At 66.8% G+C, this 14,337-nt stretch carries 13 protein-coding genes; 6 read left to right on the top strand and 7 right to left on the bottom strand.

Annotation, left to right across the window (positions count from 1 at the left end):
• Positions 1 to 122: 122 nt before the first annotated feature.
• Complete coding sequence (locus AC1DW0_RS12715; protein WP_477946179.1) at positions 123 to 1,067, bottom strand: bifunctional helix-turn-helix transcriptional regulator/GNAT family N-acetyltransferase; 945 nt, start codon at positions 1,065 to 1,067, stop codon at positions 123 to 125.
• Positions 1,068 to 1,160: 93 nt separating this feature from the next.
• Here AC1DW0_RS12715 and AC1DW0_RS12710 point away from each other — a divergent pair, with 93 nt between their 5' ends.
• Positions 1,161 to 1,421 carry a hypothetical protein gene (locus tag AC1DW0_RS12710; RefSeq protein WP_394326334.1) on the top strand — a complete coding sequence of 87 codons (261 nt, stop codon included), beginning with the start codon at positions 1,161 to 1,163 and terminating at the stop codon, positions 1,419 to 1,421.
• Between the two features lie 2 nt (positions 1,422 to 1,423).
• On the opposite strand, the gene AC1DW0_RS12705 is transcribed toward AC1DW0_RS12710, so the two are convergent.
• Entirely contained in the window at positions 1,424 to 2,161 is a 738-nt protein-coding gene (locus tag AC1DW0_RS12705; RefSeq protein ID WP_457390259.1) for a DUF481 domain-containing protein, read from the bottom strand.
• Between the two features lie 105 nt (positions 2,162 to 2,266).
• On the opposite strand from AC1DW0_RS12705, the gene AC1DW0_RS12700 reads away from it, so the two are divergent.
• Complete coding sequence (locus tag AC1DW0_RS12700; RefSeq protein WP_477946177.1) at positions 2,267 to 4,654, top strand: UvrD-helicase domain-containing protein; 2,388 nt, start codon at positions 2,267 to 2,269, stop codon at positions 4,652 to 4,654.
• A 151-nt stretch (positions 4,655 to 4,805) separates the two neighbouring features.
• Here AC1DW0_RS12700 and AC1DW0_RS12695 read toward each other — a convergent pair whose 3' ends face one another.
• On the bottom strand, positions 4,806 to 5,618 hold the full coding sequence (locus tag AC1DW0_RS12695; RefSeq protein ID WP_056198489.1) for a class I SAM-dependent methyltransferase: 813 nt from the start codon (positions 5,616 to 5,618) through the stop codon (positions 4,806 to 4,808).
• A 65-nt stretch (positions 5,619 to 5,683) separates the two neighbouring features.
• Between AC1DW0_RS12695 and AC1DW0_RS12690 the strand changes: the two genes are divergently transcribed.
• The 3 genes from AC1DW0_RS12690 (at position 5,684) to AC1DW0_RS12680 (ending at position 7,208) form a co-directional block, all read left to right on the top strand.
• The gene (locus AC1DW0_RS12690; protein WP_056198486.1) at positions 5,684 to 6,106 is read left to right on the top strand and encodes a PaaI family thioesterase; all 423 of its coding nucleotides are present in this window, start codon (positions 5,684 to 5,686) and stop codon (positions 6,104 to 6,106) included.
• 101 nt (positions 6,107 to 6,207) lie between these two features.
• The gene (locus tag AC1DW0_RS12685) at positions 6,208 to 6,678 is read left to right on the top strand and encodes a hypothetical protein (RefSeq protein ID WP_477862273.1); all 471 of its coding nucleotides are present in this window, start codon (positions 6,208 to 6,210) and stop codon (positions 6,676 to 6,678) included.
• 125 nt (positions 6,679 to 6,803) lie between these two features.
• The gene (locus AC1DW0_RS12680; protein ID WP_082567421.1) at positions 6,804 to 7,208 is read left to right on the top strand and encodes an HPF/RaiA family ribosome-associated protein; all 405 of its coding nucleotides are present in this window, start codon (positions 6,804 to 6,806) and stop codon (positions 7,206 to 7,208) included.
• A 73-nt stretch (positions 7,209 to 7,281) separates the two neighbouring features.
• Here AC1DW0_RS12680 and AC1DW0_RS12675 read toward each other — a convergent pair whose 3' ends face one another.
• The 4 genes from AC1DW0_RS12675 to AC1DW0_RS12660 all read right to left on the bottom strand — a co-directional run bounded on the left by AC1DW0_RS12675 (position 7,282) and on the right by AC1DW0_RS12660 (position 11,524).
• Entirely contained in the window at positions 7,282 to 9,246 is a 1,965-nt protein-coding gene (locus AC1DW0_RS12675) for a PhoX family protein (RefSeq protein ID WP_477946174.1), read from the bottom strand.
• A 127-nt stretch (positions 9,247 to 9,373) separates the two neighbouring features.
• A complete protein-coding gene (locus AC1DW0_RS12670) occupies positions 9,374 to 10,192 on the bottom strand; it encodes a BPSS1780 family membrane protein (protein WP_457349513.1) in 819 nt (272 codons plus the stop codon).
• Positions 10,193 to 10,194: 2 nt separating this feature from the next.
• The gene (locus AC1DW0_RS12665; RefSeq protein ID WP_457349515.1) at positions 10,195 to 11,196 is read right to left on the bottom strand and encodes a homoserine kinase; all 1,002 of its coding nucleotides are present in this window, start codon (positions 11,194 to 11,196) and stop codon (positions 10,195 to 10,197) included.
• Positions 11,197 to 11,230: 34 nt separating this feature from the next.
• Entirely contained in the window at positions 11,231 to 11,524 is a 294-nt protein-coding gene (locus AC1DW0_RS12660; RefSeq protein ID WP_056198468.1) for a hypothetical protein, read from the bottom strand.
• Positions 11,525 to 11,566: 42 nt separating this feature from the next.
• Between AC1DW0_RS12660 and polA the strand changes: the two genes are divergently transcribed.
• Positions 11,567 to 14,329 carry a DNA polymerase I gene (gene polA / locus AC1DW0_RS12655; protein ID WP_477946171.1) on the top strand — a complete coding sequence of 921 codons (2,763 nt, stop codon included), beginning with the start codon at positions 11,567 to 11,569 and terminating at the stop codon, positions 14,327 to 14,329.
• Positions 14,330 to 14,337: the final 8 nt, after the last annotated feature.

The raw sequence follows: 14,337 nt of genomic DNA, 5'->3' as shown, positions 1-14,337 counted from the left end.
AGCGCAAATCGCATGCCAGCACGGGACCGGTCCGGAATGCGCAGAACCGCACAGCGGCGGCGGAGGCCGCGGTCGGGAGCCCCGCAAGTGTGCAACGGCCCGCACAGGGCTGGTGCGAGGCGCTAGAGGGTCAGCTCCCAGCTCTCGCTGATGACGTCCTGGCCAAAGCTGTTCAAGGGCTCGCTGTGCACCAGCCGGTAGCCCTCGGCCGCGTAGATGGCGCGGGCGGCGGTCAACGCGCTCTGCGTCCACAGCTCGATGCGCCTGTAGCCAGCGGCGCGAGCGAAGTCGCTGCATTGGCGAACCAGGCGCTTGCCCAGGCCGAGGCCCCGTGCATGGGGCTCCAGCAGCAGCAGACGCAGCTTGGCGACGCCGGGGCGCGGCTTGCCGGTGGCCCCATCTTGAGATTCATCGCGTGCCTGCACGAGCATCACGCAGCCCAGGCGCTCGGTGCCGCGCGCGGCGATCCAGCAGGCCTCGCGTTGGGGCTGGAAGCGGTCGACGAAGTCGGCGCAGATGCGCGCCACCAGCGCCTCGAAGCGCACGTCCAGGCCGTACTCGGCGGCGTAGAAAGCGCCATGCCGCTCGACGATCCAGCCCAGGTCGCCTGGTTGGGGGGAGCGCAGCTCAACGGCTGCCGTGGCGTCGGGCTCCAGCACGGCCTGGATGCGCGACATCGAGCCCAGCAGCGCGTGGCGTTGTGTTGCCGACAGCGGCGCGAGCATGGCCTGGGCCTTGGCCGTGCCCTCGCGGTCCAGCGGCACGAAGGCGCGCTTGCCGGCGGGGCTGAGCTTGAGCAGTGTCTGGCGGCCGTCGCTGGGATGGGCCTGGCTGGCCAGCAGGCCGCGGTTCTTCAATCCGCGCAGCAGCCGGCTCATATAGCCAGCGTCCAGCTGCAGGCTCTTGCTGAGCGCCGAAGCGCTGATCGGCGCGTGATGCGCCAGTTCCCACATCAGCCGGGCCTCCGGCAGCGTGAAGTCGCTGTCCAGCTTCGGCGCCAGCACGCCGATGCGGCGCGTATAGAAGCGATTGAAGGCGCGGACGTCCAGGGCTTGATCGGCGGTCATGGGCCATCATCTTCAAAATACTTGCTTTTGGCAATCAATTGCCGAGCCGCTACGCTGCGGCCTTCAACGCAGACGGAGACGCGCTTGGGCATCGTGGTGTATTGGCTGGAAGGTGAGGGCGAAGAGGCGACCCCGGTCTGCCAGTTCTTCAGCAGCAAGGAGCTGACCCAGGCCCTGGCCTGGGCCGAGGACCGGCGCAGGGCAGGGCATCGCCACGTCAGCATCTCAACCGAGCTGGATGAAAGCGTGGGCCGGCCGGGCGTGGCCGCGGTCGAAGGCGGGCGAACGCCGGACGGCGAGACCTATGAATGGTCCAAGGCCGGGCGGGCCGGCAAGGTGCGCAAAGGCCGTTGAGGTCAAAACTTGTAGCCGAAGCCCACGGTCAGCAGGTTGTCCGTCTTCTTGGTGCCCGCGGGCACGTGGCCGGTGTAGCGGCTGGACAGGCCGGCGTTGAGCGTCCAGCCGGCGATGATCTGCGTGGCCAGCCCGGCGTCGAAGGTGGCGCGGTTGCCGAGGTCGCCGCCGCCGGGGTAGTAGACGAGGCGCTGCTTCAGCGTCGTCGTCTCGCTGACCTTGTGGCTGGACTCTTCGCCGAACAGCACTTGCGCGCCATTGGCCTCGCTGCCGTCCGTCAGGCGGGTGGCGGTGTAGCCGAGACCGCTGAAGACGTCCCAGCTGTTGGCATCGTCCTTCACCAGGTGATAGCCCGCGCCGCCGTTGAGGCTGTAGCGGTCGCGCACGCCGCCGGCCTTGTTGGTTTCGCCTTCCGCGCCGCCAAAGGAGAACCACTGCGGGCCGAGGTTGAAGTCGTAGCGGCCGCCCAGGCGCAACAGGTCGGCGGTGGTGGTGTCGACGCCCGCGTTCTTGTTGCGGCCGTAGTTGGCGATGCCATAGAGGCTGAGCTTGTCTTCGGCCGTCGCGACGCTGGCATCCGCATTGGCAGCCAATGTGCGGCTGCTGCTGTTGCCGCTGGCCATTGCGCCGGAGACGCTGAGCCCGCCGTGCCATTTGCCGTCGGGCGTGTCTTGGGCCAGCGTGGCCTGCGAGGCGAGGGTGAGGGCGATGGTGCCGAGGGCGAGAGTGAGACGTGGCATTCCGAAAGTGCTTTAGGGGAAAACCAGAAGTATCCCCAACGACCCCGCACGGTCAGCGGCGGGCGCCGGCCAGGCTGTAACGAGGGGCTTCCCTAGAATGCCGGGATGACTTCTTCCCCTGTCGACGCTGTGGTCGACGCTGCTTCCAGCCCCCTGCTGCGCAACCTCAACCCCGAACAACTCGCCGCAGTGACCGCGGCGCCGGAACCCGCGCTGATCCTGGCCGGTGCCGGCTCGGGCAAGACCCGTGTGCTGACGACCCGCATCGCCTGGCTGCTGCAGACCGGCCAGGTCAGCCCGGGCGGCATCATGGCCGTGACGTTCACGAACAAGGCCGCCAAGGAGATGCTGACGCGTCTCTCGACCATGCTGCCCTTCAATGTGCGCGGCATGTGGATAGGCACCTTCCACGGCCTGTGCAACCGCTTCCTGCGTGCGCACTGGAAGCTGGCCAATCTGCCCCAGGCCTTCCAGATCCTGGACGCCAGCGACACGACCTCGGCCGTCAAGCGTGTCATCAAGGCGATGAAGCTCGACGAGGAGCGCTTTGTGCCCAAGCAGGTCGGCTGGTTCATTGCCGGCCGCAAGGAAGAGGCCCAGCGCCCCGGCGACGTGGAGCAGCGTGACGAGCAGACCAAGATCCTCGTCGAGATCTACGCCAACTACGAGGACCAGTGCCAGCGCGAGGGCGTGGTTGACTTCGCCGAGCTGATGCTGCGCAGCTATGAACTGCTGCGCGACAACGCCTCGGTGCGCGAGCATTATCAGCACCGCTTTCGCCACATCCTGGTCGACGAGTTCCAGGACACCAACAAGCTGCAGTACGCCTGGCTGAAGATGTTCGCGCCGCCGGGCTTGGACAACGGCCAGAGCATCCTGGCGGTGGGCGACGACGACCAGAGCATCTATGCCTTTCGCGGTGCCCGCGTCGGCAACATGGCCGATTTCGAACGCGAGTACCGCGTCAGACGAGTCATCAAGCTGGAGCAGAACTACCGCAGCTTCGGCCACATCCTGGACGCCGCCAACGAGCTGATCAGCCGCAACAGCCAGCGCCTGGGCAAGACGCTGCGCACCGACGCCGGCCTGGGCGACCCGATTCGCGTGCAGGAGTCGCCGAGCGACTTCGCCGAGGCGCAGTGGGTCATCGAGGAGATCCAGAGCCTGCACCGCGGCGGCATGGACCGGCAGGAGATTGCCATCCTCTACCGCAGCAATGCGCAGTCGCGGGTCATCGAGTCGGCGTTGTTCAACTCGGGCATCCCGTATCGCGTCTATGGCGGCCTGCGCTTCTTCGAGCGCGCCGAGGTCAAGCATGCGCTGGCCTATCTGCGCCTGCTGGAGAACCCGAGCGACGACACGAGCTTCCTGCGCGTCGTGAACTTCCCGACCCGCGGCATCGGCGCCAAGACGCTGGAGAACCTGCAGGACGCCGCCAAGGCCAGCGGCCGCAGCCTCTACCAGAGCGTGGGCGCCATCACCGGCAAGGGCGGCGCCAATCTGGTCGCCTTCACCAACCTGATCGACTCGACGCGCAACCTGACGCAAGGCATGACGCTGCGCGAGATCATCGAGCAGGTGCTGGAGACCTCGGGCCTGCTGGACTTCTACCGCACCGACAAGGACGGCGCCGAGCGGCTGGAGAACCTGGACGAACTGATCAACGCCGCCGAGGCCTTCGTCATGCAGGAGGGCTTCGGCAAGAACGCCGTCGGCCTGCCGGTGGACGAAGTGGCTCCGAGCGTGCAGTCCACGGGCACGCCGGGCTCGGTGCCCGACGCGGAGACGGGCGAGATCATGTCGCCGCTGGTGGCCTTCCTGACGCATGCCTCGCTGGAGGCCGGTGACAACCAGGCCCAGGCGGGCCAGGATGCCGTGCAGCTGATGACCGTTCACTCGGCCAAGGGCCTGGAGTTCGACGCCGTCTTCATCACGGGCCTGGAAGAAGGGCTGTTCCCGCACGAGAACTCGATGTCCGACCATGACGGGTTGGAGGAAGAGCGCCGCCTCATGTACGTGGCCATCACGCGGGCCCGCAAGAAGCTGTCACTGAGTTTCTGCCAGACCCGCATGCTGCATGGCCAGACGCGTTATCACATCAAGAGTCGCTTCTTCGACGAGCTGCCCGAGGAAGCGCTGAAGTGGCTGACGCCGCGCAACCAGGGCTTCGGCTCCGGCTTTGCGCGCGAGTATCAGCAGGCCTGGCAGCGGGGCTCGGGGCTCAAGGGCATGGTGGGCGCGGGCAATGTGCCCAATCGTGGAGAAAGGGCCGCCTGGGTGGAGCCGCCCGTGCCGGCCAGCATGAAGCAGAAGGTGTCCGAGGAGCACGGCGGCCTGCGCGTGGGCAAGGGGGTCTTCCACAACAAGTTCGGCGAAGGCGTGCTGCTGACGCTGGAGGGCTCGGGCACGGATGCGCGGGCGCAGGTCAACTTCGGCCGGCATGGCACGAAGTGGCTGGCTCTTTCAGTTGCGAAGCTCACTCCAATAGACTGAGTCGGCGGGATCTTCGGGCCGAGCGCTGGGCCGCTCCCGAGCCGGCCCGGTTGGCGATGTGCTCGCGGCTCGATGCCGCGAGCATCGCCGTCCCCTCGGGGGACCGACCAGACTCGCGCGCGTTCAGCGCTGCGAGGTTGGGCGAGGGGCTTCAGTGCCCCACGATGACCACGTGGGCCTGCATGCGCGAGTCGATGGCGCCGACACCGAAGCGGTCGGCGATGGCGCGGGCCGCGAGGGCCGTCATCTCGGGCAGGCGGCCCGGCGCGCGCTTCTCGATCTCGGCGCGCAACGGCGTGCCCTGGCAGAAGCCCAGAGCGGGCTGGGAAGGTGACTCCGCGCAGGCGCGCAGCGGCAGCGTGACGAAGTCCGCCTCGTGCTCGAAGCCAGCGTCGCTGAGCTCCTGGCGCAGCGCGTGGATGTCGTGGCAGCCGTGCGGCGCGCGCGCGAGGAAGCGCGGCGGGTCGTCCGGGAAGGCCTGGGCCAGGGCCTGCGTGATCGTCTCGGCCAGCTCGTTGCTGTCGAGGTGATCCCAGACGTTGAAGAGGAACACGCCGTCGGCCCTGAGCACGCGGCGGATCTCGGCAAAGGCGCGTGGCCGGTCGGCGAAGAGGCTGACGCCGAACTGGCAGGCGACGAGGTCGAAGCTCTCGTCGGCAAAGGGCAGCTGCGCCGCATCTGCCAACCGCCACTCGACGGGCCTGTCGGTGCCCCGGGTGGCGGCCATGTCCAGCATGGTGGCGTTGAGTTCGCTGGCCACAATGTCGACGTTGTCGGGCAGCTCGCCGACGAGATGGCGCGTCAGCACGCCGGTGCCTGCAGAGATCTCCAGCAACCGCCCCGGGCGCAACGCAGCTGCCCGCGCGGCCAGGTCCTCGGCATAGGGATCGAAGAGCATGGGCACCAGATAGTGCTCATGGAGTTGGGGGATGGAGCCAGTGAAGCCCCGGTCGGCGAGGTTCATGCGAGTCATTCTGGACGCGGTGCTAGGCTGGCGGCCGCTTCCCTCGCAATTGCTTGCAAAACGCCATGTCTGAACACCGCCCCTCACATGCGGAGCTGGTGGCCTTTCTGAAGGCCGAATTCCCGCAGAACCGCTGCACGCTGGAGGAGGTGGACGAGGACGGCAGCGTCGTCGTCGCCCACCCAGTGGGAGAACGCGAGCTGCGCCCCGGTAACACGGTATCGGGCCCGGTCATGATGACGCTGGCCGACGTGGCCCTGTATCTGGGCATCCTGGCGCGCATCGGCATCGTGCCGTTGGCGGTGACGACCAACCTGTCCATCAACTTCCTGCGCAAGCCGCGCGCCGACCGGCGGGTGGTGGCGCGTTGCCGGCTGATGAAGCTGGGCAAGTCGCTGGCCGTGGGCGAGGTGTGGATCTTCTCGGAGGGCGAGGACGAGCCGGTGGCGCACGCGACGGGCACGTACGCGATTCCGCGGGAGCGGTGAGCTCGAGAGCATGAATTTCCGAGCAAAAGCCAAATGAACAGCGGGCAAGCGGGCAAGCGGTCCTTCGTCCGCAGTCCACCCTTACGAACGTTAGGCCGAGCATGTTCTCCTCAGCAGATCTTGAGCGCCTGAGTCGCGAATTGAATAGCAACTACTATTTCGCTGGAAACTACCCCGGCGCTTGCTTTCAGATTTATCCCCAGTACGCCTTCAGTCCGCCAGATTCGGAGCAATATGCTCGCATCACAAGAGCCCCGAAAGAACGCGGCGACAACGGTCTGAGATTCTGGGCAGTCGCCCAGTTGGGCGAGAAGGGGTACACAGAGCGTCCGACGTGGCTCGTTGATGATTTCGAAAATTCCGAGTTTGTGCCACTGACGGAGTCGGAGTTCAGTTCGCTGGTCGCAGAGCTGTGCGCAGATTTCGTTGTTCCGGCCAAGCCACCCGTTCATAGCCCGATGGGCTTCGTTTCAGCTCTTGCTATGCGCTCGCTCAAGACAGACTTCGTTGTCTCACTCATAGCTGAGTACGAGGACGAGTTCGTTCACTTCTATTGGCATACCACGGCGTGAGAAGCGGTGTCTTCATGCTGCTCGCGGTCTTCCATTCGTTCAAGCTGTCGCCCCGCGCACGCTGCACGGCACGCTGCTTGCCCCTCTTCTCCAAGCGCGCGACTTCCGTCGCCGAAAGGAATGCAATGCAGGTGCAAATCGAGACCGACAACCACGTAGAGGGCCGTGAGAAGCTGATTGAGCATGTCGAGAGCGTGATCCGCGGCGCGGTCGACCACTACAAGGGCCAGGTGACGCATGTGGAGGCACATCTGGGCGACATGAACAGCGGTGAGAAATCGGGCCCCGACGACATGCGCTGCCTGCTGGAGGCGCGCGTGGTGGGGCTGAAGAACATCGCGGTCAAGCACCAGGCCGAAAGCATGCACCAGGCCATCGAGGGCGCGGCCGACAAGTTGACGAGGGCGCTCGAATCGGCGCTGGGCAAGCAGCAGGACCGCCAGCGGCGCCATGCGGGCACCGGTGAGCTGAGTGCCGACGTGGCCCGCGAGTTCGGCGAAGGCGTGCAGCCTGCGGCCGAGCCATGGTGATGCGATAGGTGCCGGGGCGCAATGACCCACGAGAAAGGGCTGCTCACGCAGCCCTTCGGTCACACGCCGGCAATCAGCCGATCTTGGCCAGCTTCACGCTGGTGGCCGCGCCCGTCAGATAGCCGACCTGAGCGCCGAAGCGGTCCTTGTAGTTGGCGCGCACCAGCGGGTCCAGCGCGGCCTTGACGACGTTGTGCAGCGGCACTCCCCAGTCGCCGGGATGCTGGAAGTTGCTGGTGATGTAGGTCCAGCCGTTGAGGTCGTCCACCACGCCCAGGCCCGTGGCCTCGGCGCCCGAGGGCATGGACATGAGGCGGCTGAGTACCTTGGTGTCGACGTTGTAGGCCCAGACGAAGTTGTTGACGTGGTAGCTGCTGTCCTCGCCGATGAAGAGGGTGCGCAGCTTCTCCGAGAACTTCAGGTTGTCGGGCGCGCCGATCTTGTCGGGATTGGCGAGGTTGCCCAGCGCATCCGCCGTGGCGAGGTCTTCGCCGATGAGCAGGGTCTTGGTCAGTGACGGCACCCAGTCGCTGGTGATGGCACCGCCTGCCGTGTCCTTCTGGCCCGTGCTCAGCGTGTGGGCCAGCACGCCGCCGGCGTTCAGGGCCTTGTCGAGGGTGATGTTGGCGGCCTCGTTCCAGGCGGCGTTGCCGCGCACCATGGAGCTCTGCATGTTCTGCAGCGCCGAGTAGGCGACCTTGTCCTTGGCGTTGACGGTCGTGCCCTCCATCTTGGTAAAGGCCATCGAGCCGCCCTTGAGCGCGGCGTAGCGGTGGGTCTCGAGGAAGGCGGCGGCCTTGTCCATGCCGGCCTTGACGCGCACCCACTGCACCTTGCCGCCGAGCCAGATCTTGGTGAAGCTGGCGTCCAGCGGGTCGGTGGTGGCCACGTCCATGATGTCGGTGGCCTTGAGCGTGTCGGCCAGCGCCTTGATCTCGGCGCTGGTGGCCGAGCCGAGCTTGATCCAGTTGATGGGCGCGCCGGCGGCGGCCGTGTCCAGCGAGAAACCGGTGCCGAACTTGGCCACATACAGCGAGCCGGCGGAGAGGTCCTTCTCCTTGTCGGCCACGAACATGAAGAAGCCGCCGTTGGTCGCGTCGTCGCCCATGATGGCGGTGCGGTTGTCGGGCATGACCTGGATCAGCTCATGCGAGATGCGGCCCAGGCAGTAGTGCTTCTTGATGGTGCCGCTGCCGTCGGGGTTGACGGTCACTTCGGGCAGATGGCCGTAGTGATAGGGGTTGGCCTGGGTCTCGCTGCCGAACAGGTTCTTGCTGTAGGCCTTGAACTGGGCGTTGCTGGCGATGGTGAAGGCGTCGGGCTCGTACTCCTCGCTGGACAGGTGGGTGCCCCAGGGCGACAGGCTGGCGCCGCAGGTGATCCACAGGCCCATGGCGGGCGCGGTGTCGACGTTGTGGTACTTCACAAGCGACAGCTTGCCTGTGGCCGGGTCCTGGTCCAGCGTCAGCACGGCGATGGGCGAAGGCAGCTTGCCGTACATGTCGGTCTTGCCGTCCTGCGCCCAGGTCGTGTATTCGAACTGCACGACGGCAAACACGGCGTTGCCCTTGATGCCGGCAACGCTGGCGTTGTCGAGCTTGAGCAGCGACGTGCCGTCGGGCGAATCGCTGAAGAACTGGCGGTTCTTGTCGGCCACCGTCGCGTCGATGATGGGCTTGCCGGCGAAGTCGACATAGCCGCCGGCCAGCAGGGTGTCGCCCTTGCCGTCAGGGACGAGGTCGCCCGTCGTGAAGAAGGGGGCATACGACAGCGAGAAGCCCTGGGTGCTGTCGTCGCTGAACTTGACCATCAGCGTCGAGTTGACGAGGGTCTTGGCCATGTCGGCCGGGGTGGCGAGGCTGGGGGCGGCCATCGCGACGAAGCTGGCGGACGCGAAGCTGGGAGCGGGCGTGTTGTTGTCATCGCTGCCACCGCCGCAGCCGGTCAACAGGCCGGCGACAGCGGTTCCACCGAGGGGGAGCATCAGGGGGACGCCCATGTACTTCAGGGCGTGGCGACGATTCAGGGTCTGGGACATTTGGCGGCTGCTGTTCAGGGACTGCACAGCCAGGCCCGCACACGCCGTGCGCCGGCCTGGCACGAGCCGCGCAATGTAGGGAGCTTGCATGTCGGCCGCGTGAAAACGCGGCCGGCCCAGCGAGGGGTCAGCCCTTCGAGTCGTCGAGCAGGTTCGGCGGCGCGCCGAACATGAAGCAGTCGACAAAGCTGAAGTACAGCGAGGCGTAGAACACCGCCGCCAGCACCAGGAAGCAGGCCACCGAGGCCACCGGCGCGAACTGCAGCAGGCCGAACAGGCCGAAGACCACGCTGATGACGCCGCTGCAGGCAAACATCAGCGCCGCCCACAGCAGGGCGTTCAGCGCGAAAGCGCCCTTGTTGCGCCACAGCGCCAGCGTGCTGGAGAACAGCGACTGGGCGGCGCTCTGCCCACCCCAATGCACCAGGGCCGGTGCATGCCAGTAGGGGATCGACAGTGCGGTCATGCCGACCGCGCGGACCATGAAGCCCCAGATCAGCCGCGGGTCGGCCGCGATGGCGGCGATCGCGTCGGCGTTCGCGTCGCGCTTCATCAACTCCATCAGCTCGTGGGTGACCTCGCCGTCGATCTGGTCGGCCAGCAGCAGGATCAGCAGCATGACCAGCGCAAAGCCCGCGCACAGCACGAACTGGTGGCGGCGCCGTTCAGGCGTCAGCCGGAAGGGGGCGATGAAGACGTCCACATGGGGCATCTTGCGCTGCAGCGCCAGGTGCGTGGCCAGCATGAAGCCCAGCGAACAGACCGGAATGGCCATCAGGCCCAGCATGGGGCCGACGAAGGGCAGCGCGCTCAGCAGCATGGAAACCAGCAGCGCCAGGCCGAGCAGGCCCGAGAAGGCCAGCGGCTGACGCCTGAAGATCTTGAAACCATGGCGTATCCAGAGCCGCCCGTTGCCGGCCGGCACCTGCTGCAAGTGCAGTTGCATCGTCATTCGCCGACCCCGCCGTGCAGTGCGTGCCAGGGCTTGGCGATGCGCTCGCGCAGCACGCGCTCGAAGTGGCGTGGGTCGTGGGCCTTGAGCAGCGAGGCCTCACGCGGCAAGTGCAGGTCAAAGAGGCGTGACACCCAAAAGCGCAGTGCCGCCGCGCGCAGCAGGGCCGGCAGCAAGCGATGCTCGGCACCGGACAACGGCCGCTCGCTCTCGTAGGCGGCGACGAACACGGCGGCGCGCTCCTCGATGAGGCGGCCGTCGGTCAGGTCGATGCACCAGTCGTTCAGGCAGACGGCGAGGTCGAACAGCCAGGTGTCGACGCCGGCGAAGTAGAAGTCGAAGAAGCCCGTCAGGCGCTCGCGGCCAGGGCCTTCGCCGGGCTCGAACATGACGTTGTCGCGGAACAGGTCGGCGTGGATGGGGCCGCGCGCGAGCTGGGCGTAGTCCTGCGACGCGGCGAGCTGTTCCTGGTAGGCCAGCTCGCTTTGCAGCAGCTCGGCTTCAGGGCCGCTCAGAAAGGGCAGGAGCTGCGGCACCACCTCGCGCCACCAGGCCAGGCCGCGCAGATTGGGCTGGTGCAGCGGGAAATCCTGGGCCGCCAGGTGCATGCGTGCCAGCGTGGCACCCACCTGGCTGCAGTGGAAGGCGTCAGGCGCCAGTTGGTGGCCGCCATGCAGACGGTCGACGATGGCCGCGGGCTTGCCCGCCACCTCGAAGAGGATCTCGCCGGCGGCGTCCGCGTGCGGTTCAGGGACCGGCACGCCGCGCTGGGCCAGGTGCTGCATCAGGCGCAGGTAGAAGGGCAGTTGCTCGGCCGTCAGGCGCTCGAACAGCGTCAGGACATAGTGGCCACTTTGATTGGCATCCTGGCAATCGACGAAGTAGTTCGTGTTCTCGATGCCCGCGCCGATGCCGCGCAGCGAGCTGAGTTGCCCGAGGGCGAGATGGTCTAGCAGGGCTTGCGCCTGCGCCGGGCTGACTTCGGTGAAAACGGCCATGGGTCCAGAAAGCGACCCCGAGGGCCGCTTGCGATCAGAATTTGAGAACTCGCCAGACCCGCGCGCCCGAGCCGCTCTTGGGCATGCCCGTGCCCGTGCCGCCGGCCGATTCGCGGCCGGCGTCGTTGACGACGATTTCGTAGTCCGGGGCCTTGGTCAGCTTGTTCTTGACCGTGACCTTCTTGGCCTCGCCGCGCACCTTCAGCTCCTCGATGCGGACCTGGTCGTCCTCGGCCACGGTGCGCTCGACCTTGGGTTCTGGCGGCGGGTCAGCGAGGGCGCCGCCACACAGGGCAGCGAGCAGCAGGGGTACGGCAAGGCGCAACATGCTGCCGATTCTAGGTGGCGGGCTGCCGGACAATCCGTCGCCATGAGTAAACCCATCCTGCTGCTGGTCGACGGCTCCAGCTATCTGTATCGCGCCTTCCATGCCATGCCCGACCTGCGCGGCCCCGAGGGCCAGCCCACCGGGGCGGTGCGTGGCATGGTGGCCATGCTGAAAAAACTGCAGAGCGACATCGGCGCGGCCCACGCCGTCTGCGTGTTCGATGCGCCGGGCAAGACCTTCCGCGACGACTGGTATCCCGAATACAAGGCCCAACGCTCGCCCATGCCGCCTGAGCTGCGCGCGCAGATCGAGCCCATCCACGAGGTCGTCAAGCTGCTGGGCTGGCCCACGCTGACGGTGCCGAACGTGGAGGCCGACGACGTCATCGGCACGCTGTGCTGCATTGCGGCCCAGGAGGGCCATCGCGTCATCGTGTCGACCGGCGACAAGGACCTGGCCCAGCTGGTCAACGCCGACGTGGAGCTCATCAACACGATGAGCAACGAGAGGCTGGACGAGGCCGGCGTGCTGGAGAAGTTCGGCGTGCCGCCCAATCGCATCATCGACTACCTGACGCTGATGGGCGACACCGTGGACAACGTGCCTGGCGTGACCGGCGTCGGCCCCAAGACCGCGGCGAAGTGGGTGTCCGAATACGGCTCGCTGGACGGCGTCATCGCCGCTGCGCCCACGGTCAAGGGCAAGGCCGGCGAGAACCTGCGCGCCGCGCTGGACTGGCTGCCCATGGGTCGCAAGCTGGTCACCGTGAAGCTGGATTGCGAGCTCGCCGAGCATGTGCCGGGCTGGCCCAAGCTGGAGGAGCTGGCTTTCCGCGAGCCGGACAAGGCGCGTTTGGGCGAGTTCTACGTGCGCAACGGCTTCAAGGCCTGGCTGGAGGAACTGACCGGCACCGCGGTGGTGGCCAAGCCCAAGGCGGCACCGGTGGCCAACCCGGGCCTGTTCGACGAGCCGGAACCGCCCGCCGGCGCGGCCGAGGTTGCCCGCCAGTACGAAACCATCCTGAGTTTCGAGCAACTGGAAGCCTGGCTCATCCGCCTGCACGCCGCGCCGCTGTGCGCGCTGGACACGGAGACCGATTCGCTGGACCCGATGGCCGCCCGCATCGTCGGCATCTCCTTCGCCGACAAGCCCGGCGAAGCGGCCTACATCCCGCTGGCCCACAGCGGCCCGGACGCGCCCGAGCAACTGCCGCTGGACGCCGTGCTGGCGCGGCTCAAGCCCTGGCTGGAAGACGCATCGGCCAAGAAGATCGGCCAGAACCTGAAGTACGACCGCCATGTGCTTCTCAACCATGGCGTCAACCTGGCCGGCGTGCAGCACGACACGCTGCTGCAGAGCTATGTACTGGAGGCCCACAAGACCCACAACCTGGAAGCGCTGGCCGAGCGCCACCTGGGCCGCAAGGGCCTGAGCTACGAGGACCTGTGCGGCAAGGGCGCGCACCAGATCCCGTTCGCGCAGGTCGACGTGGCCAAGGCCACGACCTACTCAGGTGAAGACTCCGAGATGTGCCTGCACCTGCACAGCGTGCTGTGGCCGCAGATCGAGGCCGACGCTGGCATGACGCACATCTACCGCGACATCGAGATGCCCACGGCCGACCTGCTCGCGCGGGTGGAGCGCAACGGCGTGCTGATCGACTCCGAACGGCTGAAGCTGCAAAGCCATGAGATCGGCCAACGCCTGGTGCTGCTGGAGCAGCAGTGCTACGAGATCGCCGGCCAGCCCTTCAACATCGGCTCACCGAAGCAGATCGGCGACATCCTGTTCACCAAGCTGGGCCTGCCGGTCGTGAAGAAGACCGCCACCGGCGCGCCATCCACCGACGAAGAGGTATTGACGGAACTCGCCGCCGACTTTCCGCTGCCGGCCAAGATCCTCGAATACCGCGGCCTGTCCAAGCTCAAGAGCACCTACACCGACAAGCTGCCGCTGCAGATCAACGCCCACACCGGCCGCGTGCACACCAACTACGCCCAGGCCGTGGCCGTGACCGGGCGGCTGTCCAGCAACGAGCCCAATCTGCAGAACATTCCCATCCGCACGGCGGAAGGCCGGCGCGTGCGCGAGGCCTTCGTCGCGCCCGAGGGCTACAGAATCGTCAGCGCCGACTACTCGCAGATCGAGTTGCGCATCATGGCCCACATCAGCGAGGACCCGGGGCTGCTGCGCGCCTTCCAGGAAGGGCAGGACGTGCACAAGGCGACGGCCAGCGAGGTGTTCGGCGTCGCGCTGGGCGAGGTCTCCAGCGAGCAGCGTCGCTATGCCAAGACCATCAACTTCGGTCTCATCTACGGCATGGGCGCCTTCGGCCTAGCCTCGGCCCTGGGCATCGAGCAGAAAGCGGCCAAGGACTACATCGAGCGCTATTTCACCCGCTTTGCCGGCGTCAAGAAGTACATGGACGAGACCAAGGCGAGCGCAGCCGAACTCGGCTATGTGTCGACGCTGTTCGGCCGGCGCATCTACCTGCCCGAGATCCGCGGCGGCAATGGCCCGCGCCGCGCCGGTGCCGAGCGCCAGGCCATCAACGCGCCCATGCAGGGCACGGCGGCCGACCTGATCAAGCTGGCCATGCTGGCCGTGCAGGCGGAACTGGACAGTGCCGGCAAGCAGTCCAGGATCATCATGCAGGTGCACGACGAACTGGTTTTCGAGGTGCCCGAGGTCGAACTGGACTGGATGCGCACCGAGGTGCCACGCCTGATGGCCGGCGTGGCCGAGTTCAAGGTGCCGCTGCTGGCCGAGGTGGGTGTTGGCGCGAACTGGGAAGAAGCGCACTGATTTTCGGC

The organism is Roseateles sp. P4_D2, from assembly GCF_056401875.1.
Note: the sequence above shows the minus strand (reverse complement) of the source record. Positions and strands in the feature narration are given on the sequence as shown.

What these genes read in the sequence shown, in the direction of transcription:
- AC1DW0_RS12660 (WP_056198468.1), bottom strand. Translation starts at nt 11,524, where the DNA reads ATGTTGCGCCTTGCCGTACCCCTGCTGCTCGCTGCCCTGTGTGGCGGC.
- AC1DW0_RS12680 (WP_082567421.1), top strand. Translation starts at nt 6,804, where the DNA reads ATGCAGGTGCAAATCGAGACCGACAACCACGTAGAGGGCCGTGAGAAG.
- AC1DW0_RS12705 (WP_457390259.1), bottom strand. Translation starts at nt 2,161, where the DNA reads ATGCCACGTCTCACTCTCGCCCTCGGCACCATCGCCCTCACCCTCGCC.
- polA (WP_477946171.1), top strand. Translation starts at nt 11,567, where the DNA reads ATGAGTAAACCCATCCTGCTGCTGGTCGACGGCTCCAGCTATCTGTAT.
- AC1DW0_RS12715 (WP_477946179.1), bottom strand. Translation starts at nt 1,067, where the DNA reads ATGACCGCCGATCAAGCCCTGGACGTCCGCGCCTTCAATCGCTTCTAT.
- AC1DW0_RS12690 (WP_056198486.1), top strand. Translation starts at nt 5,684, where the DNA reads ATGTCTGAACACCGCCCCTCACATGCGGAGCTGGTGGCCTTTCTGAAG.
- AC1DW0_RS12695 (WP_056198489.1), bottom strand. Translation starts at nt 5,618, where the DNA reads ATGAACCTCGCCGACCGGGGCTTCACTGGCTCCATCCCCCAACTCCAT.
- AC1DW0_RS12670 (WP_457349513.1), bottom strand. Translation starts at nt 10,192, where the DNA reads ATGCAACTGCACTTGCAGCAGGTGCCGGCCGGCAACGGGCGGCTCTGG.
- AC1DW0_RS12685 (WP_477862273.1), top strand. Translation starts at nt 6,208, where the DNA reads ATGTTCTCCTCAGCAGATCTTGAGCGCCTGAGTCGCGAATTGAATAGC.
- AC1DW0_RS12675 (WP_477946174.1), bottom strand. Translation starts at nt 9,246, where the DNA reads ATGTCCCAGACCCTGAATCGTCGCCACGCCCTGAAGTACATGGGCGTC.
- AC1DW0_RS12700 (WP_477946177.1), top strand. Translation starts at nt 2,267, where the DNA reads ATGACTTCTTCCCCTGTCGACGCTGTGGTCGACGCTGCTTCCAGCCCC.
- AC1DW0_RS12665 (WP_457349515.1), bottom strand. Translation starts at nt 11,196, where the DNA reads ATGGCCGTTTTCACCGAAGTCAGCCCGGCGCAGGCGCAAGCCCTGCTA.